At 61.7% G+C, this 26795-nt stretch carries 23 protein-coding genes and 1 tRNA gene; 13 read left to right on the plus strand and 11 right to left on the minus strand.

Going from position 1 to position 26795, the window contains the following annotated elements:
- Positions 1–12 precede the first annotated feature (12 nt).
- Positions 13–204 carry a hypothetical protein gene (locus ACK3R5_RS09170; RefSeq protein ID WP_411963758.1) on the minus strand — a complete coding sequence of 64 codons (192 nt, stop codon included), beginning with the start codon at positions 202–204 and terminating at the stop codon, positions 13–15.
- Between the two features lie 91 nt (positions 205–295).
- Here ACK3R5_RS09170 and ACK3R5_RS09175 point away from each other — a divergent pair, with 91 nt between their 5' ends.
- Together ACK3R5_RS09175 and ACK3R5_RS09180 are read left to right on the plus strand one after the other, a co-directional pair.
- The gene (locus ACK3R5_RS09175) at positions 296–781 is read left to right on the plus strand and encodes a DUF309 domain-containing protein (protein ID WP_411963759.1); all 486 of its coding nucleotides are present in this window, start codon (positions 296–298) and stop codon (positions 779–781) included.
- Positions 782–874: 93 nt separating this feature from the next.
- The gene (locus ACK3R5_RS09180) at positions 875–1726 is read left to right on the plus strand and encodes a succinylglutamate desuccinylase/aspartoacylase family protein (RefSeq protein ID WP_411966770.1); all 852 of its coding nucleotides are present in this window, start codon (positions 875–877) and stop codon (positions 1724–1726) included.
- A gap of 37 nt (positions 1727–1763) precedes the next feature.
- On the opposite strand, the gene ACK3R5_RS09185 is transcribed toward ACK3R5_RS09180, so the two are convergent.
- The 4 genes from ACK3R5_RS09185 to ACK3R5_RS09200 all read right to left on the minus strand — a co-directional run bounded on the left by ACK3R5_RS09185 (position 1764) and on the right by ACK3R5_RS09200 (position 4461).
- Positions 1764–2393: an HAD family hydrolase gene (locus ACK3R5_RS09185; protein WP_411966771.1), complete on the minus strand. Its 630-nt coding sequence runs from the start codon at positions 2391–2393 to the stop codon at positions 1764–1766.
- Positions 2394–2425: 32 nt separating this feature from the next.
- Positions 2426–2875 carry a UPF0179 family protein gene (locus tag ACK3R5_RS09190; protein ID WP_411963762.1) on the minus strand — a complete coding sequence of 150 codons (450 nt, stop codon included), beginning with the start codon at positions 2873–2875 and terminating at the stop codon, positions 2426–2428.
- Positions 2876–2900: 25 nt separating this feature from the next.
- On the minus strand, positions 2901–3281 hold the full coding sequence (locus ACK3R5_RS09195) for a DUF5820 family protein (RefSeq protein ID WP_411963763.1): 381 nt from the start codon (positions 3279–3281) through the stop codon (positions 2901–2903).
- A 97-nt stretch (positions 3282–3378) separates the two neighbouring features.
- Positions 3379–4461 carry a class I SAM-dependent methyltransferase gene (locus ACK3R5_RS09200; RefSeq protein ID WP_411966772.1) on the minus strand — a complete coding sequence of 361 codons (1083 nt, stop codon included), beginning with the start codon at positions 4459–4461 and terminating at the stop codon, positions 3379–3381.
- 501 nt (positions 4462–4962) lie between these two features.
- Here ACK3R5_RS09200 and ACK3R5_RS09205 point away from each other — a divergent pair.
- The 6 genes from ACK3R5_RS09205 to ACK3R5_RS09230 are packed head-to-tail and all read left to right on the plus strand — an operon-like array spanning position 4963 to position 14672.
- Positions 4963–7035, plus strand: coding sequence for a PrkA family serine protein kinase (locus tag ACK3R5_RS09205; RefSeq protein ID WP_411963766.1), 2073 nt, complete (start codon positions 4963–4965; stop codon positions 7033–7035).
- Positions 7032–9311 carry a PrkA family serine protein kinase gene (locus ACK3R5_RS09210; protein ID WP_411966773.1) on the plus strand — a complete coding sequence of 760 codons (2280 nt, stop codon included), beginning with the start codon at positions 7032–7034 and terminating at the stop codon, positions 9309–9311. The genes ACK3R5_RS09205 and ACK3R5_RS09210 overlap by 4 nt, the downstream gene beginning before the upstream one ends.
- The gene (locus ACK3R5_RS09215; RefSeq protein ID WP_411963768.1) at positions 9302–10621 is read left to right on the plus strand and encodes a YeaH/YhbH family protein; all 1320 of its coding nucleotides are present in this window, start codon (positions 9302–9304) and stop codon (positions 10619–10621) included. The genes ACK3R5_RS09210 and ACK3R5_RS09215 overlap by 10 nt, the downstream gene beginning before the upstream one ends.
- The gene (locus ACK3R5_RS09220) at positions 10618–12627 is read left to right on the plus strand and encodes a SpoVR family protein (RefSeq protein WP_411966774.1); all 2010 of its coding nucleotides are present in this window, start codon (positions 10618–10620) and stop codon (positions 12625–12627) included. Before ACK3R5_RS09215 ends, ACK3R5_RS09220 begins: the two co-directional genes overlap by 4 nt.
- Positions 12628–12635: 8 nt before the next feature.
- On the plus strand, positions 12636–13157 hold the full coding sequence (locus tag ACK3R5_RS09225) for a hypothetical protein (RefSeq protein WP_411963770.1): 522 nt from the start codon (positions 12636–12638) through the stop codon (positions 13155–13157).
- Positions 13158–13211: 54 nt separating this feature from the next.
- Positions 13212–14672, plus strand: coding sequence for a DASH family cryptochrome (locus ACK3R5_RS09230; RefSeq protein WP_411966775.1), 1461 nt, complete (start codon positions 13212–13214; stop codon positions 14670–14672).
- Between the two features lie 15 nt (positions 14673–14687).
- On the opposite strand, the gene ACK3R5_RS09235 is transcribed toward ACK3R5_RS09230, so the two are convergent.
- The 6 genes from ACK3R5_RS09235 to ACK3R5_RS09260 all read right to left on the minus strand — a co-directional run bounded on the left by ACK3R5_RS09235 (position 14688) and on the right by ACK3R5_RS09260 (position 21974).
- Complete coding sequence (locus ACK3R5_RS09235; RefSeq protein WP_411966776.1) at positions 14688–15116, minus strand: disulfide bond formation protein B; 429 nt, start codon at positions 15114–15116, stop codon at positions 14688–14690.
- A gap of 306 nt (positions 15117–15422) precedes the next feature.
- Positions 15423–16751 (minus strand): MgtC/SapB family protein, encoded by a 1329-nt coding sequence (locus ACK3R5_RS09240; RefSeq protein ID WP_411966777.1) that lies wholly within the window; start codon positions 16749–16751, stop codon positions 15423–15425.
- Positions 16752–17645: 894 nt separating this feature from the next.
- Positions 17646–17720: transfer RNA gene (locus ACK3R5_RS09245), tRNA-Glu, on the minus strand.
- A gap of 87 nt (positions 17721–17807) precedes the next feature.
- Positions 17808–19784, minus strand: a complete 1977-nt coding sequence (locus ACK3R5_RS09250) for a 3-hydroxyacyl-CoA dehydrogenase NAD-binding domain-containing protein (protein WP_411963777.1) — start codon at positions 19782–19784, stop codon at positions 17808–17810.
- Between the two features lie 159 nt (positions 19785–19943).
- Positions 19944–20525, minus strand: a complete 582-nt coding sequence (locus ACK3R5_RS09255; protein ID WP_411966778.1) for a DNA-3-methyladenine glycosylase family protein — start codon at positions 20523–20525, stop codon at positions 19944–19946.
- Between the two features lie 81 nt (positions 20526–20606).
- On the minus strand, positions 20607–21974 hold the full coding sequence (locus ACK3R5_RS09260) for a RimK/LysX family protein (protein ID WP_411966779.1): 1368 nt from the start codon (positions 21972–21974) through the stop codon (positions 20607–20609).
- A 130-nt stretch (positions 21975–22104) separates the two neighbouring features.
- On the opposite strand from ACK3R5_RS09260, the gene ACK3R5_RS09265 reads away from it, so the two are divergent.
- The 5 genes from ACK3R5_RS09265 (at position 22105) to ACK3R5_RS09285 (ending at position 26783) form a co-directional block, all read left to right on the plus strand.
- Positions 22105–23130 carry a succinylglutamate desuccinylase/aspartoacylase family protein gene (locus ACK3R5_RS09265; RefSeq protein ID WP_411963780.1) on the plus strand — a complete coding sequence of 342 codons (1026 nt, stop codon included), beginning with the start codon at positions 22105–22107 and terminating at the stop codon, positions 23128–23130.
- Positions 23131–23241: 111 nt separating this feature from the next.
- A complete protein-coding gene (sdhC, locus tag ACK3R5_RS09270) occupies positions 23242–23637 on the plus strand; it encodes a succinate dehydrogenase, cytochrome b556 subunit (protein ID WP_411963781.1) in 396 nt (131 codons plus the stop codon).
- Entirely contained in the window at positions 23637–24008 is a 372-nt protein-coding gene (locus tag ACK3R5_RS09275) for a succinate dehydrogenase (protein ID WP_411966780.1), read from the plus strand. Before sdhC ends, ACK3R5_RS09275 begins: the two co-directional genes overlap by 1 nt.
- Before the next feature lie 2 nt (positions 24009–24010).
- Complete coding sequence (locus tag ACK3R5_RS09280) at positions 24011–24892, plus strand: succinate dehydrogenase/fumarate reductase iron-sulfur subunit (protein ID WP_411963783.1); 882 nt, start codon at positions 24011–24013, stop codon at positions 24890–24892.
- Positions 24893–24947: 55 nt separating this feature from the next.
- Positions 24948–26783 carry an FAD-binding protein gene (locus ACK3R5_RS09285; RefSeq protein WP_411963784.1) on the plus strand — a complete coding sequence of 612 codons (1836 nt, stop codon included), beginning with the start codon at positions 24948–24950 and terminating at the stop codon, positions 26781–26783.
- Positions 26784–26795: the final 12 nt, after the last annotated feature.

Genomic DNA, 26795 nt, shown 5'->3' on the forward strand with positions numbered 1-26795 from the left:
GTGGTTCGAACCTCACTCAGAGGGAATCTCGCACGTCGTCCCGATGGTGAGACCCTCGGCGTCGATGTACGACGAGAGACAGGCGTAGTTGCAGAACGCACCTGCTGGGACGCGTTCGTCACCCTCGACTTCCTCGACGAACACCGGGTCGTGGGCGTGGACGTCACACCCGCAATACTCGCATTCGGTTACTGCCTCACTCATAGTCGTCTGTGGGGGCGCCATCCGGTAAAAACCTCCGTGCTCCGTCTCCCCCACCGATGGAATTACCGGGACTGCCGTCCTGTACCCGTCCATGGACGAACACACCCGTGACCCGAGTGTGGCCCCGCCACTCGGGAACCCCTCGGGGTGGAACGCGGACACTCGGATGTGGGAACACGCGACGCTCCGCCGCGCAGTCGAACACGGCGTCCGTCTGTTCAACGCCGGTGACTTCCACGAGAGTCACGACTGCTTCGAAGACGAGTGGTACAACTACGGCGCAGGAACCAAAGAGAGCGCCTTCCTCCACGGGATGGTACAGGTGGCCGCAGGCGCGTACAAACACTTCGACTTCGAGAACGACGTGGGCATGCGCTCGCTGTTCGAAACCGCCCTACAGTATCTCCACGGCACGCCGAGTGACTTCTACGGCGTGAACGTCGACGACGTTCGCACGACGCTTCGGGCGGCACTGGACGACCCAACCGTCCTCCACGGGTGGCACATCACGCTCGACGGCCAACAGGCGACGGCGTACCCCGCCGATTACGAGTACGTCGCACAACTGGACCACTGACGGCCGAAGGCGACTCTCTTCGACCAAAAATCTCGTTGAACCGACAGTCGGCAAATCTAAAAGGCCTTTACCTTCTGGTTCTAGGAACCGGCAATGCGAATCTACGAACTCGGTGACGGCACCCCGGAAGTGTCAGTCGTCGGGTCGATTCACGGTGACGAACCGTGCGGCGCGCGCGCCATCGAACGGTTCGTTGCGGAAGACCCAGACGTCGAACGCCCGGTGAAACTCATCATTGCCAACGAGGAAGCACTCGAAGAAGACGTTCGGTACCTCGACGAGGACCTCAACCGTGCGTTCCCCGGTGACCCACACGCCGACAGCCACGAACGCCGCCTCGCCCACGATTTAGGCCGCGAAGTCCACCGGACGACGGCCTTCTCTCTCCACTCGACACAGTCGTACGCCGAACCGTTCGCAATCGTCGATACCGTCGATGCCATCTCTCGGTCTATCCTCCCTCGGTTGCCCGTCGACGTCGCCGTCGAGACGAACAACTTCGCAGAGGGGCGACTCATCGAACACGCCCACACCATCGAAGTCGAAGCGGGACTCCAGAAGTCCGAGGAGGCGGCCGAAAACGCCTACTGGCTCATCCGCGCGTTCCTCACGGCGACGAACGTCTTGCCCGCCCCCGTCGTCGCTGGCGACGGCGGCAACGACACCGTCGAGTCCCAGACTACAGACGACCGACTGAAACTCGCCGCCCCCGAGGAGGATAGCCTCGAGGTGTTCAAACTGCTCGAACGCCTCCCGAAACCGGAGGCCAACGAGTACGAGGTGCTCGCGACGAACTTCGAACCCGTCGAGAGGGGCGCACTGTTCGCCCGCGCCGACGACGAACTGTTCGAGGCAGACGACGACTTCTACCCCGTCTTACTCTCCGCGTACGGCTACAGCGATATCTTCGGTTACGCCGGCGAGAGAGTCGGCACGCTTCCGTAGACTCTCACCGTCGATTTCCTCGGGTTCCTCGCGTTCACTAAACGATACGAGCGACAGCATCGTCCACCGATGCGACGCGTCGTGCGTCTTCGGGGCCGTCGTCCCCGACGTGGAGGGCGTCCCAGCCGGCACGGCGGGCGCCCACGATATCTTCGTCGTAATCGTCGCCGACGTAGACGTACTCGTCGGCGGGGAGTGCGTCTTCGGCCGCCGCGAAGATTTCCCCGGCCGGTTTCCGCGCGGCGACGTCCGGGTCGTTGGAGACGACGACGGCGTCGACGACGCTGTCGAGTTCGTGGCCCTCGACTTTCGCTCGCTGCATCTTCGGCGCACCGTTGGTGAGAATCCCCGTCGGGTGGTGTGTCGCGACCCGTTCGAGTGCCGACCGTGTCTGTGCCGGAACCGTCGTCGCGTCCAGTTCCGACTGATAGTATCGCTGGACGGCCACGTCGGTAGCGATGCCGACGTCGAACTCGGAGAGGACGGCGTCGATACCGTCACGGTGTGGCGTCGCGGAGAGTCGGCCGAACGCGTCGATGAGTTCCTCGACGTATCGCTCGTAGGCACCATCGGGCGCGTCCGGAATCGCCCGACCGAAGATGGTCTCGAAGTCGTCTGTGTACTGGAGGAGCGTGAAGTCCAGGTCGAAGTACACTGCCGTCGTCATGAGAGACGTGACAGCGGCGAGTGTGAAAGTAATTACTCGTCTGCCGCTTCGAACTCGACGAGCGTCAGGTTCCTGTCGAGGTAACAGTGTTCGTGTGGTGGGTCGCCGACGACTTCGCTGATGCGATACTCCTGGTCGAACTCTGCACCTTCGGGGACGCAGTACTGGTGACTCGGGCACTCGGTGTGCGGACACGGCCCTTGCAGACTCGCTTTGCTCCCGGCGTAGGCACCTTTCGAGGGGACGTTCGCCTGTACAGCGGCGGTTTCGACTTCGACGGCACGGACGCCTTCGTCGTGGACGGCACAGTCGAGGATTTGCGTGTTCTCGCGGACGCCGACGACGCGGTACCGGACGCCTTCCGTGAGGTTGAGGCACTGTCGCCGGTACGGACATCCCTCGCAAGCGCTCGATTCACCCCGATAGACGAACTCGGTGCCTGGGTCGGTCAGGCGGGCACCGACGAGTGTGACGGAGGTCATAGAAATTCGTTCACTCGCGGTGCGGTTAAGGTTCCCGCCCGGTCAGTTCGTCGAGTTTCTCGAAGTAGTCGTCGCGGGGAATCTGATAGGCGTCCCGGTAGTCGAACTCACCGTCCGCGAAGCGACGGGCGATTTCGGTTGCCCCATCGACGGCGGCGTCCCGCGAGTCGAACTCCTCGACGTGGACTTCTATCTCTGGTTCCATGTAGAGCACGGCGTGCCACGTCTCGGTCCGTATCTGTGACGCGCCGGGGCGCTTTGCTCGTGACCCGTTCCAGACGAAGATGGTCGGCATACACTCCGCGGGGAACGACGACTCGTTGAACACGTCCGGACGGTACGCCAGGATGCGTCGTCCGTGCGGTTCGTCGTTCCAGAGCGTCCACCCGTCGGGCAGGTCGGTCATACTCCGGCCTAGTGACTCCCGCGTCCTAAGCCTTCTCGGTCGGCGGACGGCGGGAACACCGCGGAGGACGTCACCGTCCGGTGGGAACCGGTCGGGTCTATGGAGTGAGTCGGTAGAACCGGAATCCGTCGTGTTCGATGGGGAGTACCTCGACTTCGTCGAATCCCGCTTCGTCGGCGTATTCGCGGACCGTGCCTTCTCGCATGACAGTTCCCGTCCCCGCAGAGTGGTCGGCGTTCATCCCCACCGGCAGACAGTGGACCACGCTCCACCCGTACATCATCTCCTCGGTGGGGGAGGCGTCAGCGCTGAACGTCTCTCCGACGCGCTGGTCGACGACGAGGGCACTCCCACCGGGACGGACGAGGCGACGCATCGTCCGCAAGACACCGACGGGGTCAGAAAGGTCGTGTAGGACTTCGATTGCCGTCACGAGGTCGTACGATTGTTCGGCGGCGATGGTCCCGGCATCTCGTTCGTGTATCGTCACCCTGTCGTCGACGCCGGCGGCAGCGACGTTCTCACGGGCGCGTTTCACGGACGGTCCGTCGATATCGAACCCGTCGACGGTGACACCGGGGTAGGCCTCGGCGATTCCGACACACGCCCACCCAGCACCACACCCGACGTCGGCCACTGCGGGGGAGTCACCCGATTTCAGCGTGCTATCGACGTCGGGAATCGACGGAAGCCACTCCATGCCGAGTCGGTACCGCATCTCGGCCCGGTTGGTTCGCGCCTGTCCCTCTCTGAGCGGACCATAGGCGTCGAACGGAACACCACCACCGGTCCGAAAGGCTTCGACGACGTCGTCGAGTGGTTGCGCACCGCCGACGACGAGGTGTGCTTGCTGCACCATGTAGTGAACGCTCTCTTGGTCCAGCAGAACCGCTTCGAGTGCCGATGGGAGGCTGAACCGACGTGCCGTCGGTGCTGCACGCTCGTCTTCTACGTCGAGAACACCCGCGACGGCCTGCTGTTCCACCCATTCACGAACGTATCGCTCGTCGGTTCCCGTTCGCTCGGCCAGCGTGACTGACGTGAGTGCCTCGTCTCCGGCGAGTTCCTCGTACAGGCCGAGTTCGTCGCCGACGTACATCGTGTAGAGGAGTAGCGTCCCCCGCGTCGCGTCCGTAATCCGTTCGACGAGTTCGTCCCGCCGAGTTGGTGAACCTCCCATTCGTCGTGAGAGATGCGAAACGGTTCCAAATATCTGCCGAGTACCCGGGCTAATCGACTCGAATAACGTCCGATAAAGAAGGACATGATTTTTCGCGGACTCGATTAACGACTCCGTCAGGTGAGTGAACACCAGATTAAATCGACATACGTCGCCGCACCTGAGTGTCTGAAGATGTGGTATGGATACGGGAATAACGCGGGAGTAGACAGTTCAGTGACCTCTTTTCAGAGAAAGCGTTATATGTTAACGTCTCTCATTGAGACTTAGTCTCGGTCACCGGACCGAGCGAGTCGCCCCGCGCACCGTACCAAAACTCGTAGATTCTGTCGCCAGTCGCCGTCCCGTCGTCAGCGCGGAGCGGTGGCGTCGCCCAACGAACCGCCCCCCGTAGTCCTGCGCTGCGTGTCGTCGTCGTCGTTTGGTGGCGTCTGTGACCCACTCGGGCACATCGCCTATCGACCGTCATCGGACGGCCGGTCCGACGAGGCTCCACGAACAATGACCGGCGAAATTGAAACACTCGCAGACCTGAGCAAACACTACAGAGACTCGGTACCCGCGGACCTCCGCGAGGCAAAGAGTTTCGCGTGGTATCTCGAAGAGGTCTACGCAGACCCGAAGATTGCTCGCAACGCCCACCAACGCGTGGCGGACATGTTCGACTTCTACGGCACCCGTTACGACGAAGATGCGGGCGTCGTGGAATACCTCATGGCCTCTGAGGACTCGTTACACGACGGAGAGAACGTCTTCTACGGCCGCGAAGTACACGAGTCGATACACGAGTTCGTCAACAAGGTGAAATCTGGGGCCCGCGGCCTCGGCCCCGAAAAACGTATCAAACTCCTCTTGGGACCCGTCGGGTCCGGCAAATCGCACTTCGATTGGCTCACCCGACGCTACTTCGAGGACTACACGATGCGCGACGAGGGTCGAATGTACACCTTCAGGTGGACGAACCTGATGGACGTCGTCCGCGACCAGGACCCCTCCGACAACGTGGTCCAGTCGCCGATGAACCAGGACCCAATCGTCCTCCTCCCCCAGGAGCAACGCGACATCGTCATCGACCGACTCAACGAGAACCTCGACGCACCGTACACCATCCGGAACGACCAGGCGCTGGACCCTGCCTCGGAGTTCTTCATGGACCGTTTGCTCGCCCACTACGACGACGACCTGGAGTCGGTACTGGAGAACCACATCGAAATCATCCGCCTCGTCGCCTCCGAGAACAAGCGCCAGTGCGTCGAGACGTTCGAACCCAAAGACAAGAAGAACCAAGACGAGACGGAACTGACCGGCGACGTCAACTACTCGAAACTCGCGGTCTACGGCGAGTCGGACCCCCGAGCGTTCGACTACGCCGGGGCGTTCTGTAACGCCAACCGCGGTATCTTCTCCGGCGAGGAACTGCTGAAACTCCAGCGTGAGTTCCTCTACGACTTCCTGCACGCCTCGCAGGAACAGACCATCAAGCCGAAGAACAACCCGCGTATCGACATCGACCAGGTCATCGTCGGGCGGACGAACATGCCCGAATACCGCGAGAAGAAAGGCGACGAGAAGATGGAGGCGTTCAACGACCGGACGAAACGCATCGACTTCCCGTACGTCTTAGAGTACGAACAGGAGGCGGAAATCTACCGCAAGATGCTCCGGAACGCGGACGTGCCCGACATCCACGTCGAACCGCACACACTGGAGATGTCCGGGTTGTTCGGCGTCCTCACCCGTATCGTCGAACCCGACTCCGACACCATCACGCTCGTCCAGAAGGCGAAAGCCTACAACGGCGAGTTGGACGACGGCGACGACGTCGACGTCCGGAAACTCCGCGAGGAGGGCGAGAAGAAAGCCGACATCGCAGAAGGGATGGACGGCGTCTCTGCGCGCTTCATCGGCGACGAGATCGCCGAGGCAATCATGGATGCCACCCACCGCGGGCGCAAGTACCTCTCGCCGCTGTCGTCGTTTACCCACCTCGAAGAGAACTTAGAGAACCACGGGTCGATTCCCGAGGAGAACCTCGAACGATACCACCGCTACCTCGAGATGGTCCGCGAAGAGTACAAAGAACGCGCCATCGAGGACGTCCGCCACGCCCTCGCCTACGACATCGACGAGATTCGCCGGCAGGGCGAGAAGTACATGGACCACGTCATGGCGTACATCGACGACGCGACTGTCGAAGACGAACTGACCGGCCGCGACCAGGAACCGGACGAGAAGTTCCTCCGCGCAGTCGAAGAGAAGCTCAACGTCCCCGAGGACCGCAAGGACGACTTCCGGCAGGAAGTCTCCAACTGGGTCTCCCGGCGCGCACGCGAAGGAACGTCGTTCAACCCACAGGACAACGACAGACTCCGCCGCGCCCTCGAACGCAAACTCTGGGAAGACAAGAAGCACAACATCAACTTCTCGGCGCTCGTGAGCGCGAACGAACTGGACGACGACGAACGCAACGCGTGGGTCGACGCGCTCGTCGACCAGGGGTACTCGCGTGACGGTGCCCGGGAGGTGCTCGAGTTCGCCGGTGCGGAGGTGGCCAAGAGCGAACTCGAAGGGTGACCATGCGAGATTACATTCGCGACGCCGACGAGGCCCTTCGCGGGACCTACGAGGAACCGATGGGCCTCGGCGACTACGTCGAAGCGGCGTTCCAGTCGCCGTCGATTGCGTCGCACGCGTCGAAGTATCTCCTCGAAGCAATCGAGTCGATGGGGACGCGTCAGGTGGTCGAACAAGGCGAAGAAAAACAGCGGTACCGCTTCTTCGACGACCCGGCCAACGACGGGGAACACGCCGTCCTCGGCAACACCGACGTGTTGAACGCCTTCGTCGACGACCTGCGGACTATCGCCGCCGACCGGGGGAAAGCCGAGAAAATCGTCTGGTTCGACGGCCCCACGGCGACTGGGAAGTCCGAGTTGAAACGCTGTCTCATCAACGGCCTCCGAGAGTACTCGAAGACAGACGCCGGACGTCGCTACACCGTCGAGTGGAACGTCGCAAACGCCGACGACACCCGTGGGTTGTCCTACGGTGGCGAAGTCGAGTCGGCCGACGAAGACTGGTACGAGAGTCCGGTCCAGTCGCACCCGCTTTCGGTCTTTCCGAGCGACGTCCGCAAACGCCTGCTCAGAGACCTCAATCGGGCCAACGGCGACCACATCCCCGTAGACGTGGACGAGGCGCTCGACCCGTTCTGCCGAGAGGCGTACGTCTACCTCGAAGAGGAGTACCGACGCGCCGGGCGACAGGACCTCTTTAGCGCCGCGACGGACGAACGACACCTTCGCGTGAAGAACTACGTCGTCGACGTTGGCCGCGGTATCGGCGTCCTTCACTCTGAAGACGACGGGTCACCCAAAGAGCGACTGGTCGGGTCGTGGATGCCGAGCATGCTCCGCGAACTGAACTCCCGCGGGCGCAAGAACCCACAGGCGTTCAGTTACGACGGGGTGCTCTCGCAGGGGAACGGCCTCCTCACCATCGTCGAGGACGCCACCCAGCACGCTGACTTGCTCCAGAAACTGCTGAACGTCCCCGACGAGGGACACGTCAAACTGGACAAGGGCATCGGGATGGACATCGACACACAACTCGTCATCATCTCGAATCCGGACCTCGACGCCGAACTCGACAAGTTCGCAGACCGGAACGGGCGCGACCCGCTGAAGGCGCTCAAACGCCGCCTGAACAAACACGAGTTCCGCTACCTGACGAACCTCTCGTTGGAGGCGGAACTCATCCGGCGGGAACTCGCCAACGAGACGAGCGTCTGGACCGACGACCCCGAGACGATGGCCGAGCGCGTCGCCGAAGCCATCACACTCGACGTCCGCGAAGGACCGGGTGCGGTTCGGGCGCGAGAACTCGCGCCACACGCCATCGAGGCGGCGGCGCTCTACAGCGTCGTCACGCGTCTCGACCCGGAAGACCTGCCGCTGGACCCGGACTTCGAGTTCAACCTCGTGGACAAGGCGCTGTTGTTCGACCGTGGCTACCTGCAGGTCGGCGACCAGCGCCGTGAGGTGTCCGCGTACGACTTCATCGGTGATATCGAGGGGACTCACGGGATACCCGTGACCTTCACTCGCGACGTCATCGCCGACTTACTCCACGACAGACTCGACAGACACCATCCCGAACTCGACGTGTCGGCGGTGGTCATGCCGGACGACGTGCTCGCGGCGATGGTCGACGAACTACCGGACGCCCCCGTGTTCTCACGCGCGGAGTCCTCGGAGTACGAAGGCCGTGTCGCGATGGTCAGGGCGTACATCGCTGACCAGCAGGAAGTCGACGTCCTCGACGCCGTGTTGGCGGACAAAGGCGTCCAGCGAGAGACGGTCGAAGAGTACGTCGAACACGTCTACGCGTGGGCCTCCGACGGCCAGTTAGAGACCGAACACGGGCCAATCGACCCGGACCCACTGCTGATGAAACTCTTCGAGACTGAACACCTCGGCCGCTTCTCGAAGGACGACTACGAGGGTAACTATCCCTCCGACGACGTCGAGTCGTTCCGCAACGAGAAGGTCATCACCGCGCTCAACCGCTACGCGTGGGAGAACCGCGACGAGGGCTTTACCGTCTCCGACGTGGACCTGACCGAGATTCCAGTCATTCGAACCGTGCTCGAGACGCACGACTGGGAAGACGTGCGCCGTCTCTTCTCCGACTTCGACCCGCGACAGTGGGCCGACCCGCCGGCGAACACCGAGACGGCACGCCTGAAAGAGCGAACCATCGAGGAGATGCAAACTCGCGGCTACTCCGCCGCGTCGGCCGAACTCACGAGTCGTGCCGTGATGAAGGAGGTCAGCTACAGATGGGACTGAGAGACGATTTAGAACGATTCCGTGAAGTCGGCGAAGAGCGCCGCGAGGACCTCAAGGAGTTCATCTCCTACGGTGACCTCGGTGCCTCCGGCGCGAAAGACATCAAGATACCAATCAAAGTCGTCGACTTACCGGAGTTCCGATACGACCGACTCGACATGGGTGGTGTCGGCCAGGGGAAAGGCGGGACGCCCGACGTGGGACAACCGCTCGGTCAACCCCAACCAGCACCCGGTGAGGGTGACGACGGCGAACCCGGTGAGGAGGGGGCCGAACACGAGTACTACGAGATGGACCCCGAACAGTTCGCCGAAGCACTCGACGAAGAACTCGGCCTCCAACTCGAACCGAAAGGAAAGGAGGTCATCGAGGAAGTCGAAGGCGACTTCACCGACATCACGCGGACCGGTCCACACAGCACCCTCGACTTCGAGCGTCTGTTCAAAGAAGGACTCAAGCGGAAACTGGCGATGGACTTCGACGAGGACTTCGTCCGCGAGGCGATGAAAGTCGAAGACGTCACGGCGGACGACGTCTATCGCTGGTGCCGTGAGAACAACATCCTCGTCTCTTTGGCGTGGATAGACGACGAGTGGACGCGCATCCCCGACGACGAACGCGGCACGTGGGAGTCCTTCGAGGAGATGGAGGCGAACGTCGAACAGACGACGGCGGTCCAGCGCATCCGTCGTGACGGACTCAAAGAGATTCCCTTCCGCCGCGAAGACGAGCGCTACCGCCACCCCGAAATCATCGAGAAGAAGCAGTCGAACGTCGTCGTGGTGAACATCCGCGACGTGTCGGGGTCGATGCGTGAGACGAAACGCGAACTCGTCGAGCGTACCTTCACACCGCTGGACTGGTACCTCACCGGCAAGTACGACCACGCCGAGTTCGTCTACATCGCCCACGACGCGGAGGCGTGGGAAGTCGAACGCGACGAGTTCTTCGGCATTCGTTCGGGTGGCGGGACGCGCATCTCGTCGGCCTACGAACTGGCGAACGAGGTGCTCTCCGAGCGCTACCCGTGGAGCGAGTGGAACCGCTACGTCTTCGCCGCCGGCGACTCCGAGAACTCCTCGAACGACACCAAAGAGCGCGTCATCCCGATGATGCAGGAGATAGACGCGAACCTCCACGCGTACGTCGAGACGCAACCCGGCGGCACCGCCATCAACGCGACGCACGCCGAGGAAGTCGAGCGAACGCTCGGTGAAGAAGGGAACGTCGTCGTCGCGTACGTCTCCCAACCCGACGACGTCATCGACGCTATCTACCGCATCCTCAGTACGGAGGCGACAGCAGAATGAGTTTCAGACGACACCGCAGAGACGCACAGAAAGAGGCCGCCCGCCTCGACGAACCGGTCCGTGAAGCGGGTGCACTGGCCCGGAAACTCGGGTTAGACCCCTACCCGGTGAACTACTGGGTGGTCAACTACGACGAGATGAACCAACTCATCGCCTACGGTGGGTTCCAGGAGCGATATCCACACTGGCGATGGGGGATGGCCTACGACCGGCAGCGCAAGACCGACCAGTTCGGCATGGGAAAGGCGTTCGAAATCGTCAACAACGACGAACCGGCCAACGCCTTCTTACAGGAGTCGAACTCGCTCGCGGACCAGAAGGCCGTCATCACCCACGTCGAGGCCCACTCGGACTTCTTCAACAAGAACCAGTGGTTCGGCATGTTCTCGGACGAAGGGCAGTTCGACGCCGCCGCGATGCTCGAACGACACGCGCAGGCAATCGAACGCTACGTCCAGAATCCGGACATCAGTCGGGACGACGTCGAGAAGTTCATCGACGCCATCCTCTGTCTGGAAGACACCATCGACCAGCATCGGTCGATTCGAGAGGCGGCGAAAGACAAAGACGGCCACATCCCCGAGGACATCCGGTCGCAACTGAAGAACCTGAACATCTCCGACGACGTTCGACGCGAAGTGTTCGACGACGCGTGGGTCGACCGTATCGAAGAGGCCGAACGAGAGGCCGCGAAAATCACCGCCCCTCGGAAGGACGTCATCGCGTACATCCGCGAACACGGGATGCGTTTCGACGAGGAGTCGGGAAAGGCCGAACCGATGGAACCGTGGCAAAAAGACGTCCTCGACATGCTTCGCGAGGAGGCGTACTACTTCGCCGCCCAGAAGATGACGAAGGTCATGAACGAGGGGTGGGCCGCCTACTGGGAGTCGCTCATGATGGCGGACGAACGGTTCGCCGGCACTGACGAGTTCATCACCTACGCCGACCACCAGTCGCGCGTCCTCGGGTCGCCCGGCCTCAACCCCTACAAGTTAGGAAAGGAACTCTGGGAGTACATCGAGAACACGACGAACCGCGCCGAAGTCGCGGAGAAACTCCTCCGCGTGAAGGGAATCACGTGGCGGAACTTCCACGAAGTCGTCGACTTCGACGAGATACAGCACCTGCTCCGAACTGACCCCGTCATCGACGGTGTCGACGCGGTGTCGCTGGAGGAACTCGCCGAACTCGGACCGGACGACACACGAGTAGACCACGAGATGCTCGACAGAGCGCTCTCCGGTGACGACGACGTCGACGTCGATGCCTACCCGTGGAAGGTGCTCTCCTACGAGGGCCTCGCGGAACGGCACTACTCGCTGGTCAAGCCACAGAACCGCGGGTTCCTCCGTCGCATCCGCCGGTCCGAACTCGAACAGTTGTCGCGGTACATGTTCGACGACGAACTGTACGACAGCGTCGAGGAAGCCATCGCAGACGTGGAACTGGCCGCCGGGTGGGACCGGATGCGCGAGATTCGCGAGAGCCACAACGACGTGACGTTCCTCGACGCGTTCCTCACCGAGGAGTTCGTCCGTTCGAACCACTACTTCGCCTACGAATACTCCCAGTCGTCGCGGCAGTTCCGCGTCTCCTCGACGCAGTATCAGGACGTGAAAAAGAAACTGCTGTTCCAATTCACGAACTTCGGCAAGCCGACGGTTGCCGTCTACGACGGGAACTTCGACAACCGAGGTGAACTCCTCTTGGGCCACCAGTACAACGGGGTCATCCTCGACTTGAAGCAGGCGCGAGGCGTCCTCGAACGCGTCTACCACCTGTGGGGTCGTCCCGTCAACCTGATGACCATCACCAAGGAGTTCGACGAACACGAAGTCGAAGTCGCTCGCAGGCGTGGCCGTGAACCGACACCGGTCGAGCGGGCGATTCGTATCCGATACGACGGGTCGGAGTTCTCCCAACACGACCTGGATACCGACCTCGAAGCACGTATCACGGCGAGCGATATCGACTACGACACGAAGCCCGATGATTGGCTCTAAGTACGGTGATGCGAGCGTCTGACTCACCCCACGACGAGACACTCGACGACGCCGTCATCCACGACATCCTCCGTAACGAACGCCGTCGCCTCGTCCTCGAACGTCTCCGCGACAGCGACGACGACCAGGCGGTCGGTGACCTCGCAGAACACATCGCGGAAGTCGAGTCGGGAGAGTCGCCACCACCGCGGAAGGTCCGCCAGAGCGTCTACATCTCGTTGCATCAGACGCACCTTCCCAAACTCGACACGCTCCACGTCGTCGCCTACGACTCGACGGCGAAGATGGTCTCCCTCGGGAGTAACGCCGTCGAACTCGAACCGTATCTGGTCGACGGCCCCCCTCAGCGCCCGTTTGCGATGCTCACGTTCACCACCTGCCTCGCCGGACTGGGTCTCGTCCTCGCGGGATGGATGGGGATGCCCGTCCTCGCGGGCGTCGACCCACGCCTCGTCGCCGTCGTCACGCTCGTCGCCGTCGCACTCGTCAGCGGACTCGAACTCCGTCTGTCGACGCGAAACCGCATCTAATCGGCCGAGACTGCCGCGCGACTCAAGTCTCCTCCTTCCTAAGCGCCGCCTGTGATGGCTCGTTCGACCGCCCTCGTCTGGTTCCGCCGTGACCTCCGCCTCCACGACAACACCGCGTTGCGTGCCGCGTGTGAGGCAGACGCCGTCCTCCCGGTCTACTGCTTCGACCCTCGAACGTACGGTCACCGTCCGTTCGGTGGCCCCGACTCTTTCGAGTTCCTGAAGACGGGGCCACACCGCACGCAGTTCCGCCTCGAATCGGTTGCAGACCTTCGGTCGTCGCTTCGTGAGCGCGGTAGTGACCTCGTCGTCCGCGAAGGACGACCCGAGTCGACGCTCCCGGCGATTGCCGCCGCCGTCGACGCCGACTTCGTGACCATGCACACGTGGCCGACTGCAGAGGAGACACAGGTCGAATCTGCTGTCGGGCGGGCACTCGACGACGTCGGCGTCGAGTCACGTCGATTCTGGGGGCACACACTCACCCACCCGGACGACCTGCCGATGGCCATCGACGAGGTTCCAGACACCTACACGACGTTCCGCAAGGCGGTCGAATCGGAGTCGTCCGTTCGTGACCCGTCTCCGACACCGGAGATTCCTTCGTTGCCATCGGATACACCCGAGGCGAACGACCTTCCGACCGTCTCCGACCTCGACCCCACCCTCTCGTCGCCTGCGCTCGACGGCCGAGGTGTCCTCTCGTTCGTCGGTGGCGAGACGGCGGCACTCGACCGTGTCGAGTCGTACATCTGGGAGGGAGACAACCTCCGAGCGTACAAGCAGACACGAAACGGCATGCTCGGGCCGGACTACTCTTCGAAGTTCTCGCCGTGGTTGAACGAGGGTTGTCTCTCACCTCGATACGTGCAGGCCGAAGTCGGACGGTACGAAGACCGGCGAGTGGAAAACGAGTCGACCTACTGGCTCACGTTCGAACTTCGCTGGCGCGACTTCTTCCAGTTCCAGTTCGCCAAACACGGCACGAAATTCTTCCAGCGCGGTGGCATCCGCGCGCGAGACGACATCGACTGGCGAACCGATGACGACCAGTTCGAGCGATGGGCCGATGGACGAACCGGCATCCCGTTCGTCGATGCGAACGTGCGGGAGTTGAACGCGACGGGGTACATGTCGAACCGTGGTCGACAGAACGTCGCGTCCTTCTTCGCGAACAACCTCCGTCTCGACTGGCGACGCGGTGCCGCGTTCTTCGAGACACAACTCGTCGACTACGACCCGGCGTCGAACTACGGTAACTGGGCGTACATCGCCGGCGTCGGCAACGACTCTCGTGACCGCCAGTTCGACGTCCTCGGACAGGCCAGAACGTACGACAGTGACGCCTCGTACGTCACACACTGGCTTCCCGAACTCGCGGCCCTCCCGCCGGAGTACGCACACGAACCGTGGAGGATGACGGCCGCAGAACAGGCGGAATACGGTGTCGAACTGGGGGTGGACTATCCGGAACCGATGATAGACCTCGAAGCGTCGTCCCAGAGGCGTGGATGAGTGTGCGCGTGACGCTCACGCCATCCACATGTTGTCGCGCGATTTGTCCGCGCGAGCGGCGGCGACTGTCGCCAACGTCAGGAGCGAAAACGCGATGAGCGAGAGGCGCGGGATGGTCAACAACCCATCCACCATCGGATAGAGGATACTGGCACACGGACCGCCGAGGGTACAGGTCCCACCGGCGACCTGTAGATACGTGTGGTAGCCTGCGAGCGCCATGCCGCCGAGCGAGAGGGGTAAGACCGTCTTCCAGATGCCACCTCGGTCTTCGACGGCGGCGACACCGAGAACCACGACGAGTGGGTACATCAGGATGCGCTGGTACCAACAGAGGTCACACGGCGTCAATCCCAATCCGAGACTGAAGTAGAGACTGCCAGCAGTCGCGGCGAGTGCGACGAGCGTGCCCGCAGCGAGTATCGCTCGCGTCGTATCGGTCACGGGTGTGTCACCTCACGAGCGGTCACTGTGCCGAAGACACCGATTCGGTTCGCGGGCGGTACGGTGATGGGTCGGTCCTGTGTCACGTGGCGAATCATTGGCTGAGTCGGGCGTTGCGGCTAGATACGAGGGGGTCTACCTGAAGCCATCGGCTAGGTGACGTTGGTCAGAGAGCGACCCTCGCCACACCGGGGGACGACCGGAGTGGCGAATCTTCGGGCCGACTCTTCGAGAACGGTTTGCACCGAACCAGTGCATCTTGAGTGGTGTCGCAGTGGATTATGAATGTTGTCCCGGGAGCGATGCTCACGAGACGGCCACGACGAGAATCCCACCGAGAACCCCGCTCGTGACCAACAGCGCACTCCTCGTTGCGACCGGTGCGAGTAGCGAGCGGTCGATACTCGCTGCGAGCAGAATTTTGACCAAGATACTCGCCGCCGTCCCCGCCAGTACCCCGACGATAGCTGTCGTGCTCGTAATCGTCCCGCCACTGTAGAGGGTGACGACAGTCGTGACCACGGACCCACTGGAGACTAACCCACCGAGGAAACTCGTCACGATGAACCCCGTCGCGCCGAAGTACTGCTGTGCGCCGGCCGAGACGAGCAACACGATGAGGAAGAACAATCCGAATCGGAGGGCGCTCTCGAGGCTGAACGGCGACTCGAACGTCACCTCCAGGTCGACGCCCCACTCACGGGAGTGGAGGGCGTACCCGACGCCGACGAGCGCGATGAGGCCCAAGGGAAGTCCTACTTCGAGTGCGATTTCGGGGACGAACACCACGATGAGCGAGAGGTTGCGGACGGCCATCGCGGCGTCGGCCATCAAAATCGCACCGACCGCGAGCGGGCGAATCGACGGGTTTCGCTGTGCTCGCCCGGCGATTTCACCGATGACGGCGGTGGAGTTGACGAGGCCACCGAAGAACCCCGTGATGGCGATGCCACGTTCGCCGTACCGTCTGATGATGACGTAGTTGACGAAACCAATCGCGCTCACTGCGATGACCAGCAACCAGACGGTTCGGGGGTTGACCGCACCCCACGGCCCCAGTGCTTCGTCGGGGAGCAGTGGGTAGACGACGAACGCGATGATGGCCAACTCGATTGCACTCCGGACTTCGTCCGTCGTCAGTCGATTGGCGAACCCGTGGAGTTCACGCCGGAGGACGAGGAGGAGCGACGTCGTGAGTGCGACGACGACGCCTTCGATGACGTACCCACCGACGACTGCCGCGCCGACCGCGTAGGCGACGAGCAACGACGTCGACGTGGTGAGCGAGAGACTCGCACTGACCATGCTGTCGGACGTCTCTTCGTCGGTAGGGTCGAGTCGGTCCACTTCGGAGGTTTCTGCGTCGAGTGCGTCGCGGGCGGTGCTTCGCTTGGCGATGCCGCGTCCGCCGAGTAACGCCGCCTGCACGACGACGAGCAACCCGCCGACTGCAAGAATGACGTCGCTCCCGATTGCCACCGCGATGCCACCGACCAGACTCGTCAGTGTGAACGTCCGCATTCCGGCGGTCTTTCCAGACCGCTCGCGTTCCAATCCGAGGAACATCCCCAGTGCCGCCGCGATAAACAACCGGGCGACGACGGGGTCAACCGATGCGAACACCTCTTGAGCCATCACATCACGTCCGTGGCGAGGCCTATCAGTGAACGACGAGCGCACATACTATATATTCTATTTAGTTTTGTGGGGTTAAAAGTGTGATTAGGAAGTCAACTATGATAGGTAATGATGCTGATAACAAAGTCAAAATCAGCACACTTGCCATATGTTCAAATATATGATGGAATCAAAAGTAAACCCATACCAAATTCGAGAGGCTATACGCACCTTCAAAGCTTCACCGTACCTTCTGCATAAAGATCGGACCGATCTTAGGGAATATTGGCTCACTTCCGAACTCTTTCAGGTGCTCCGGGTTTGCTTCATGAATACAGATTATCAGGTGAGAGTGGAACACGTTGCTGGAAAATCCATCGAAGTACGTCCAGACCTCTTAGTAGAAGGAGACAACCGGATCTATCCAATTGAAGTTAAACGACTCAATAAAAACACGGACTTCGATAGACTAAGAGGACAAGTCGACCGATATAAGTCACAATTGGATTCGACACGAGTGTTTGTTGTGGCTTTTGCGGCGGACAATACATACCTCCCAGAGAATAACCAAGATGTTCAGCGGCAGTTAGAAGAAATCGAAGGCAAAAATGTGGAAGTGTTTGTTAAAGGACGAAGAGACGTTGTGTCTTACTAATTACACTCAATCTGGTAGAACAGAATTTGCGTGTCTCAGTTGTTAACCACACAGAACCGAGAGACACAGAGGTCTCTCTGAGGTATTAGTTCGACAGAAGTGCTCGGTAGGGGATTTGAACCAAACCCAGACGTGCTCGCTCACGTCGTTCGCTGTGCGCGACTGGAAGGGTTCAGAATCCCCTGACTCACATTTCCGGCTTCACAGTCCAAGCGACACGCAGAGCGGTCGCTTGGAAGGTAGTTCAGCAGTAGAAGTGCTCGGTAGGGGATTTGAACCCCTGTCCTCGGCTCGAAAGGCCAAGATGATTGGCCGGACTACACCAACCGAGCCAACTGCATTCACGAGTGGTAGTTGGACTATTTTAAGCGTTGCGTTCCGTCACGGGTGAGGTAGAGGAACCCACCCACGGATGGCGATTACTCGCCCGTGAACTCGGGGTCGCGGTCACTCGTGAACGCCGCGATACCTTCCATCAGGTCCGTGGTGGTAAAGAGCAGGCCGAACGCCTGTGCCTCGACCTCTAAACCAGCCTCAGTGTCTTCCCAGCCGTTGTGCATGGCGCGCTTGGTGTAGCGCTGTGCAACCGGCGGCCCCTGTGCGAACTGCTTTGCGTACTCGAACGCCGCCGTCTCGAAGTCCTCGTTCCCGACGACTTCGTTGACGAAGCCATAGTCGGCCATCGTCTCGGCGTCGTAGCGCTCGGCGGTGAAGATAATCTCCTTCGCGCGGCCAGTGCCGACGATGCGCTGGAGGCGGACCGTGCCACCCCACCCGGGGAGGAGTCCGAGGTTGTGTTCGGGTTGTCCGAACTCGGAGCGCTCGGTGGCGATGCGGAGGTCCGCACACATCGAGAGTTCCATCCCGCCGCCGAGACAGAAGCCGTCGATACCCGCGACGACGGGCTTGTCGAGTTCTTCGAGTTTGCCGAAGGTCTGTTGGCCCTTCCGGGAGAGTTCGACGCCGGTGACGGGGTCTGCGCCGCCTGCGGCGATACTCGTCACGTCCGCGCCCGCGGAGAAGGCACGGTCACCTGCACCGGTGAGGAGCACGGCACGCACCTCGTCGTCGTCGGCGACGGCGTCGAGTGCCTCCGTGAGTTCCTCCAGCAGTTCCGTGCTGATGGTGTTCATGCGGTGTGGCCGGTCGAGCGTGATGTGGGCGACACCCTCACGGACGTCGAGGGAGATGTCGTCGAACGCGAGCGAGTCGTCGTCGTCCTCGCCGTCGCCGTAGAAACCAGCACCGGACTGGGCGAGGTCACGGAGGTAGTCGACAGCCTCGTAGCGCTCTTCGCCGGTCTCTTCGTGGAGTTTGTCGAGCGTCCCGAGGAGCGTGGCGATGCCCGTGTTGTCGGCCATCTTCGCGGGGCCGTCTGGGAAGCGCCCGCCGAGTTTCACTGCGCGGTCGATTGCGGCGGCGGGAGCGACGTCGTTGCCGATGAGGCCAGCGACTTCGTTCGCCATGACACCGAGGAGGCGGTTCTTGACGGCCTCGTTGCCCTCGTCGTGCGGGACGTCCGCGCCGTCGCCGTCCTCGTAGTCGTAGAAGCCCTTGCCGGTCTTCTGGCCGAGGTTGCCCTCCTCGACTTTCTCGGAGAGAAGCGGGCAGGGTTCGTAGGCGTCACCGAGTACGTCGTGCATGTATTCGAGGACGTGGTAGCCCACGTCGATGCCGACGTAGTCGGCGAGTTCGAAACTCCCCATCGGGAGGCCCATGTCGTACTTCGTCGTAGAGTCGACTTCGGCCATCGTGGCGTCGCCGGAGTGGACAATCCACGCCGCCTCGTTCATCAGGGGGACGAGGATACGGTTGACGATGAACCCGGGACTGTCCTTGCGGACGCGGACGGGCGTCTTGCCCATCTCTTCTGCCAGGTCCTCGATGAGTACGAGCGTCTCGTCGGCGGTGTGCGCGCCGGAGATAACTTCGACGAGGTCCATCCGGACCGGCGGGTTGAAGAAGTGCATCCCACAGAAGCGCTCGGGTCGCTCCGTCACCTCGGAGAGTTCCGTAATCGAGAGACTGGACGTGTTCGTCGCGAAGACGGTGTGGTCCGGTGCGTACTTCTCGAGGTCAGTGTAGACCTCTTTCTTGATGGACATCTTCTCGGGGACTGCCTCGATGACCACGTCGGCGTCGGCGACTGCTTCCTCCAAGTCGACGACCGGTGTCACACGGTCGAACGCGGCGTCCGCTTCGTCCTGCGAGAGACGGTCCTTCTCGGCGAGTTTGTTCAGTGACCACTCGATTTGCTCGTAGCCCTTCTGGACGAACTCGTCTTTGATGTCTCGGAGGACGACGTCGTACCCGGCGAGGGCGGCGACTTCTGCGATGCCGTGACCCATGTTGCCCGCACCGAGAACGGTGATGGTGTTGATATCGTCTACCTTCATGGACGAACGTTACAGTGTGCATTGGTTTCAACGTTTCCATCGAGTGAAAAGTAAACGCATTACTCGTTTATTTGAGAGTTGTGCCGGAGTCCGGGAATCGGTGGCTCGGAGTGGGGTTCGACCCTCGCCTGCCGCGAGACGCGGACGATTGCCTCGTCTTCAGTCGACTGCACGCCAGAGGTAGAGACTGGCGTAACTTCGATACGGTGTCCACGTCTCGGCGTGGTCGACCATCTCTCCCCGCGAGAGGGAGTCAGCTTCGACGTCCAGGACGCGTTCCATGCCACGTCGAATTCCCAGGTCCTCCACCGGAAACACGTCCTCGCGCGCGAGCACGAAGATGAGGAACATCTTGGCCGTCCACACACCGACGCCGCGAATCTCGGTCAGCGCGTCTATCACGTCCCCGTCGTCCATCGCCCGCAACGACTCGGCGGACAACCCGTCTTGGAACGCTTCCGCGACGTTTCGAACGTATCCGACTTTCTGGCCCGAGAGGCCGCAGTCGCGGAGCACGTCTTCGTCGGCGGCGAGAATCCCGGCGGGCGTCACCTCCACCCGGTCGAAGAGGCGGTCACGAATCGTCGCCGCTGCCGTCGTCGACAGTTGCTGGTTGACGATAGAGACGACCAGTCGTTCGAAGGGGTCGGCCGCCGCGTCGAGCGTCACTGGGCCGTGGTCTTCGACGACAGTGCCGAGGTGGGGGTCGGTCCGGAGTGCTTTGTAGGCGTCGTCGCTCATCGACCTGTGGTTAGCGAGTCAACGAGAAAAGTTCGGCGTCGGAGTGCGTCTGTTCGTCCACCCCCGCCGGTCGTCGGTCGGTTACTCTTCGAGGAGTTCTTCTTCCTCGTCGTCTTCGGCGTCGTTTCGGTCGGAGTTCGGGCGACGGCGCACGTCCACGCGATAGTGTTCGAGGATGTCGCGGCCGAGGAGCAGCGGGTAGTCCATGTGCGAGCGGTCCTCGACGCTGGCGGTCACGGTGTGTTGGGTGCCGCCGATACCGATGACGAGGTCAACGACGGGGCGGGCCTTGCCTCCCTTCATGCTGCCGGACTTCACGCGGGTCATGCTCTTGATGGGACCCGCACCGATTTCGGCGGCGAGACTCGTGTCGATGCTCGTTCGGGTCGCACCCGTGTCGGACTTCGCGAGCGTCTGCTGGGACCCGCTGGTCCCGTTGACGACGACTTCTTCGATGTAGCCGATGATGGGCGCTTCGCCGTCGAAGATTGGCGACTCTGCCGGTGCGCAGGACGGCACGGAGTCGTCGAGCGTGGCCGCGAGTTCTTCGACGCGACTCTCGTCGACTTCGCCGCCGACGCGTTCGATTGCGAGTTTGGCGATGTACGGCGCGGGGCTCTTGCCCGTCGCTTGATAGAGGCCTTTGAACCCGGCCGTCGGGTTCGCTTCGAGGACGAACCAGCCGTCTTCGCCTTCGACGAGGTCCACACCCACGTAGTCCATCTCCATGACTTCCGCCGTGTAGAGTGCCGTCTCGCGGGCCTCTTCGGGCATCTCGTCCGTCGCGTCGAGCACGTCGCCGCCGAGCGCGACGTTCGTTCGCCAGTCACCCTCCGGTGCGTAGCGGTACATCGCGCCGATGATTTCGCCGTCGACGATGTAGACACGAAGGTCACGGTGTCGCTCGTCGTCACGGTCGATGAGTTTCTGGAGGAACGCCTGCCGGTTCCCGACTTTGGGGTTGACGGGTTCGGTCAGGTCGACTTTCCACGTCCCACCGCCGTGTGTCCCGATTGCGGACTTGTAGACTCCCACGTCACCGAAGCGCTCTCGGCCTTTGTTCAGTCGGTCGTTCGAGAGTGCGAGGAGCGCGTCGGGGACCTTGATGTTCCAGTTCGCCAGCGTCGCGGCCGTGGCGAACTTGTGAATCGCGGCGAGCACCGCGTCCGGTTCGTTGAGCATCGGTCGGATGCGGTTGAACGTCGTCGCGAGTCCCAGCAGTTCTGCAGGTTCTTCGGTGTTCGACAGAAGGAGTCGATTCGCGATGATGTCCACCTCAGGTTCGACGTTCACCTCCCCATCTTCGATGTTGACTGCCGCGTTCTCGCGGCGGAGCCAAACCGGTTCGTGGCCGAGGTCCTCGACTGCGTTCAGGATTGCTTTCGTCTCCTTGCTGTTGTGGAGTGAAAGAACCCCAACACGTACTTCGTCGCTGTTGTTGGTGGACATACTTCATCGATATCAGTCCGGTTTCAAAGGTATGACGGTCGAATCGTGTGTCTGCAGTCTAGTAGGTCCCGAACGCGAGGAGTTTCGCGTGTCGCGACCGTTTATAAGTCCGGCCGTCCCATCGAAATGCATGGCCGACAACGAGGCCTTCACCTACAACGGAGGGAAGGTCGAGCCGGGTGAGACTCAAGATATCCGGTACGGCATTTCGGAGACGTATCTCGGCGACCCGGTTCGCATCCCCGTCACGATAATCAACGGGGAGAGACCGGGACCAACTATCTTCCTCTCTGCTGCCGCCCACGGCGACGAGCTAAACGGTATCGAAGTCGTTCGCGAGGTCGCCTACGAGTGGGACCTCTCGGACCTCGCCGGCACGCTCGTCTGCATGCCCGTGCTGAACGTCCCCGCGTTCCTCGCCCAACAGCGATACCTCCCGATATACGACCGCGACCTGAATCGGTCGTTCCCGGGGTCAGAGACGTCGACGGGTGCAAAGCGGATGGCGTATCGCATCTACCAGAACTTCATCGCACCCTGTGACCTGGGTATCGACTTCCACACGTCGACGCGCGGCCGAACCAACATGCTCCACGTCCGCGCCGACATGTCGGACCCCGAAGTTGCCCGTCTCGCCAACGCGTTCGGGTCTCACGTCATCATCGACAGCACGGGGAGCGATGGCGTTCTCAGAACCGAGGCGTCCAACCGCGGGACGCCGGCGATTACCGTCGAGATGGGTGAAGCCCACCGGTTCCAGCGTGAACTCATCGACGAAGCGCTCGCGGGCGTCGAGAGCGTCTTCGCGGAGTACGGCCTCCGCGAGACGTCGACTGTCAACTGGCCGGGTTGGCGAACCGTCATCTCGAAAAAGAACGAAAAGACGTGGCTCCGTGCCGACGCGGGTGGTATCGTCGACATGCACCACGAGCGTGGTGCACTCGTCCACGAGGGTGACCGAATCTGTACCATCACCAACCCGTTCAAAGACGACAACGTGAGCGTCGTGGCTCCCTTCACCGGACTCCTCGTCGGCGTCCTCGAAAATCCGGTCGTCTACCCCGGCAACCCGCTTTGTCATCTCGTCGAGCTGAAGGACAACGTCCGCCGCGTTGTGGAACGAGAACAGTCCGCATCGCCCGAGACACCCATGTAACTGAGGGATTCCATGAAGGAAGCGATACGGTGTCCGGTGATTTTTGCGAACCTTGATGATACATCATACACGTAAGTTCTATACCCTCCCCGTCCCGACGCTCACAAGAGCATGAGTCAGTCTTACAATCGGGGCCTCATCGAGGACTTCAGTCGATGGCGGGAGTTCTCGGCCGGCATGTGGGCCTGGATATTCCACAAGTTCACCGGCTGGGTGCTTGTGGGGTACTTATTCACCCACATTGCCGTGTTGTCGACGGCCCTCTCGGGCGCGGCGGCGTACACGAACACGATTCAGGCGCTGGAGAGCCTCCTCGTCGTACGCATTCTCGAAGTTGGGCTGCTCGCCGTTGCGGTGTTCCACATCCTCAATGGAGTTCGACTGCTGTTCGTCGACTTGGGCGTCGGCTTAGAAGCACAGGACAAGAGCTTCTACGCCTCGCTCATCCTCACGGGTGTCATCGTCATTGCGAGCGTTCCCACCTTCCTCTCAGGAGTGAGTCTCTAATGGCAGAACGATACACGTCCTTCGAACCCGGTGGACGCCGGTGGCTGTGGCAGCGCCTCACCGCCGCGTTCCTCGTAGTCGTATTGGCGTTCCACTTCTTCCTGCTTCACTTCCTCAACCACGCGGACGAAGTGACGTTCGCCCTCTCACAGGCGCGGATGGAGCAGTTGACGTACTTCTCGCTGATGATACTGTTCCTCGTCACCGCGACGTTCCACGGCGTCAACGGCGTCTACAACGCCCTCGTCAACATGGGCCTCTCTGGGTCCCGCAAGACGGCGGTCAAGGCGATTCTCGGTGTCGGTAGCCTGCTCGTCATCGTGCAGGGCGTCCGCACCGCACTCGCGTGGGCTGGAGGTGTTCCCATCTAACCATGAGTACGCAAGTACCCGAAGCAGTCGAAGACGAATCGTCCGGTGAGTCTGTCTCACCCGGCAAACAGAAGCGCGACCAGAAGAAGCGCGAGCGAGCCGAACGGATTCAAGCGGAGCGTGAGGCCGAAGCGGCCGAGAGAGCGCGCTCCGAAGACGACACGTTCCACCTCAAGGTCTTCCGGTACGACCCCGAGGTACCGGACAAACAGGAACCTCGCTTCGACGACTTCTACGTCCCGTACAAGCAGGGGATGACGGTCCTCGACGCCCTGATGTGGGCACGAGACCACTACGATTCGTCGCTCACCTTCCGGCACTCCTGCCGGCAGGCAATCTGTGGCTCCGACGCACTGTTCGTCAACGGGTCGCAGCGACTCGGCTGTAAGACCCAGTTGTCGGACCTCGCCGAACCCGTTCGCATCGAACCGCTCCCACACGCCGACGTCGTCAAGGACCTCGTCGTGGACATGGAGCACTTCTACGACCAGATGGAAGCGGTCGAACCGTACTTCCAGACCAACTCGCTGCCAGACGACGAACTCGACGAGCAGCGACAGACTCGCGAGAACCGCGAGAAGGTCAAGATGTCGACCCGCTGTATCTGGTGTAGTGCCTGTATGTCCTCGTGTAACATCGCGGCCGGCGACAACGAGTACCTCGGCCCAGCAGCCATCAACAAAGCGTACCGCTTTGCGATGGACGAGCGCGAAGGCGAGGACATGAAGCAGCGACGTCTCGAGATTCTCGAACAGGAACACGGTGTCTGGCGCTGTCAGACGCAGTTCTCCTGTACCGAGGTGTGCCCGAAGGATATCCCACTCACCGAGCACATCCAGGAACTCAAGCGCGAGGCAATCAAGAACAACCTGAAGTTCTGGTGAACTTCGCGGTGAAACCCTGAAGTCAGAACAACCCTACGACACACTCAAACACACCATGTACGAACACGACGTTATCGTAGTCGGCGCGGGCGGGGCAGGCCTGCGCGCGGCGATTGCGGCACACGAGGAAGGAGCCGACGTGGCTATCGTGTCGAAACTCCATCCGGTCCGAAGTCACACGGGCGCGGCCGAGGGCGGCATCAACGCCGCACTCCGCGAGGCCGACTCGTGGGAGGACCACGCGTACGACACGATGAAGGGCTCGGACTATCTCGCCGACGCACCGGCGGCCGAGACCCTCTGTAAGGACAGTCCGAAAGAGACCATCAAACTCGAACACTGGGGGATGGCGTTCTCCCGTGACGACGACGGCCGTGTCAGTCAGCGACCGTTCGGTGGGCTCTCGTTCCCGCGAACGACCTACGCGGGTGCGGAGACCGGTCACCAGTTGCTCCACACGATGTACGAGCAACTCGTCAAACGCGGCATCAAGGTCTACGACGAGTGGCACGTGACGAAACTCGCCGTCACCGACGAAGAAAAGCCAGAAGACCGCACCTGTCACGGCATCGTCGCCTACGACGTCCAGACCGGTAAAATCGAAGGCTTCCACGCCCGAAACGGTGTCATTATCGCGACGGGTGGCCTCGGACAGGCCTACGACCACACGACGAACGCTGTCTCCAACACCGGCGACGGCGTCGCGATGGCCTACCGCGCGGGCGTCCCGATGGAGGACATGGAGTTCATCCAGTTCCACCCGACGACGCTTCCCTCGACTGGCGTTCTCATCTCTGAGGGTGTCCGTGGTGAAGGCGGTATTCTCTACAACAAAGAGGGCGAGCGCTTCATGTTCGAGTACGGGTACGCCAACAACGCTGGCGAACTCGCGTCTCGTGACGTCGTCTCCCGCGCCGAGTTGACGGAAGTCAACGAGGGCCGTGGCATCGAAGACGAGTACGTCCACCTCGACATGCGTCACCTCGGCACAGAGCGCATCCTCGACCGTCTCGAAAACATCCTGCACCTCGCAGAGGACTTCGAGGGTGTCGACGGCCTCGTCGAACCGATGCCGGTCAAGCCCGGTCAGCACTACGCGATGGGCGGCATCGAGACAGACGAGAACGGCGAGACGTGTATCACCGGCCTGTACGCAGCAGGCGAGTGTGCCTGTGCCTCCGTCCACGGCGGCAACCGTCTCGGCGGTAACGCACTCCCCGAACTCATCGTCTTCGGCAAGCGCGCCGGCCACCACGCCGCCGGCAAGGACATGGACGACGCGAAGATTACGACCGGTAAGGTCGGCGACTACGAGGAAGCCGAAATCGAATCGCCGGTCCAACTCGGTGAGGTCGGCCTCGGTGAGGACGTCGCTGCAGACGGTGGCGCGGCCGCCGCCGCCTCCGGCAGCGAACTCGTCCAGCAGTTCGTCGACGAAGAACGCGAGATTATCGAGGCGCTGCTGGAGAAAGAAGACGGCATCCAGCACGCGGAGATTCGCGAGCGCGTCCAGAAGTCGATGACGCGCAACGTGAACGTCTTCCGTGAGGAGGAAGGCCTCAAGCAGGCCCTTCGCGACATCCGCGAAGCACGCGAACTGTATCTGGACGTCTTCGTGGCCGACAAGTCCCGGACGTTCAACACAGACCTCATGCAGACGCTGGAGACGCGCAACATCCTCGACATCGCCGAAGGTATCACCCTCGGCGCGCTCGCGCGCAACGAGTTCCGTGGTGCCCACTGGCGCAAAGAGTACCAGGAACGCCGCGACGAAGAGTGGCTCAAGCACACGCTGCTCTCGTGGAACGAGGGCGAACCGGAACTCTGGTTCAAGCCAGTCATCCTCGAAGGCGAGAACAAGACGTACGAACCGAAGGTTCGGAGCTACTGAGCACGTCTCGCC

Source organism: Haloferax sp. YSSS75, from assembly GCF_046764215.1.
Lineage (GTDB): Archaea > Halobacteriota > Halobacteria > Halobacteriales > Haloferacaceae > Haloferax.

Coding starts and splice junctions, on each gene's coding strand:
- ACK3R5_RS09185 (WP_411966771.1), bottom strand. CDS start 2,393: ATGACGACGGCAGTGTACTTCGACCTGGACTTCACGCTCCTCCAGTAC.
- ACK3R5_RS09230 (WP_411966775.1), top strand. CDS start 13,212: ATGGCTCGTTCGACCGCCCTCGTCTGGTTCCGCCGTGACCTCCGCCTC.
- ACK3R5_RS09225 (WP_411963770.1), top strand. CDS start 12,636: ATGCGAGCGTCTGACTCACCCCACGACGAGACACTCGACGACGCCGTC.
- ACK3R5_RS09190 (WP_411963762.1), bottom strand. CDS start 2,875: ATGACCTCCGTCACACTCGTCGGTGCCCGCCTGACCGACCCAGGCACC.
- ACK3R5_RS09275 (WP_411966780.1), top strand. CDS start 23,637: ATGGCAGAACGATACACGTCCTTCGAACCCGGTGGACGCCGGTGGCTG.
- ACK3R5_RS09285 (WP_411963784.1), top strand. CDS start 24,948: ATGTACGAACACGACGTTATCGTAGTCGGCGCGGGCGGGGCAGGCCTG.
- ACK3R5_RS09260 (WP_411966779.1), bottom strand. CDS start 21,974: ATGTCCACCAACAACAGCGACGAAGTACGTGTTGGGGTTCTTTCACTC.
- ACK3R5_RS09215 (WP_411963768.1), top strand. CDS start 9,302: ATGGGACTGAGAGACGATTTAGAACGATTCCGTGAAGTCGGCGAAGAG.
- sdhC (WP_411963781.1), top strand. CDS start 23,242: ATGAGTCAGTCTTACAATCGGGGCCTCATCGAGGACTTCAGTCGATGG.
- ACK3R5_RS09170 (WP_411963758.1), bottom strand. CDS start 204: ATGAGTGAGGCAGTAACCGAATGCGAGTATTGCGGGTGTGACGTCCAC.
- ACK3R5_RS09240 (WP_411966777.1), bottom strand. CDS start 16,751: ATGGCTCAAGAGGTGTTCGCATCGGTTGACCCCGTCGTCGCCCGGTTG.
- ACK3R5_RS09265 (WP_411963780.1), top strand. CDS start 22,105: ATGGCCGACAACGAGGCCTTCACCTACAACGGAGGGAAGGTCGAGCCG.
- ACK3R5_RS09280 (WP_411963783.1), top strand. CDS start 24,011: ATGAGTACGCAAGTACCCGAAGCAGTCGAAGACGAATCGTCCGGTGAG.
- ACK3R5_RS09205 (WP_411963766.1), top strand. CDS start 4,963: ATGACCGGCGAAATTGAAACACTCGCAGACCTGAGCAAACACTACAGA.
- ACK3R5_RS09255 (WP_411966778.1), bottom strand. CDS start 20,525: ATGAGCGACGACGCCTACAAAGCACTCCGGACCGACCCCCACCTCGGC.
- ACK3R5_RS09220 (WP_411966774.1), top strand. CDS start 10,618: ATGAGTTTCAGACGACACCGCAGAGACGCACAGAAAGAGGCCGCCCGC.
- ACK3R5_RS09200 (WP_411966772.1), bottom strand. CDS start 4,461: ATGGGAGGTTCACCAACTCGGCGGGACGAACTCGTCGAACGGATTACG.
- ACK3R5_RS09180 (WP_411966770.1), top strand. CDS start 875: ATGCGAATCTACGAACTCGGTGACGGCACCCCGGAAGTGTCAGTCGTC.
- ACK3R5_RS09175 (WP_411963759.1), top strand. CDS start 296: ATGGACGAACACACCCGTGACCCGAGTGTGGCCCCGCCACTCGGGAAC.
- ACK3R5_RS09250 (WP_411963777.1), bottom strand. CDS start 19,784: ATGAAGGTAGACGATATCAACACCATCACCGTTCTCGGTGCGGGCAAC.
- ACK3R5_RS09195 (WP_411963763.1), bottom strand. CDS start 3,281: ATGACCGACCTGCCCGACGGGTGGACGCTCTGGAACGACGAACCGCAC.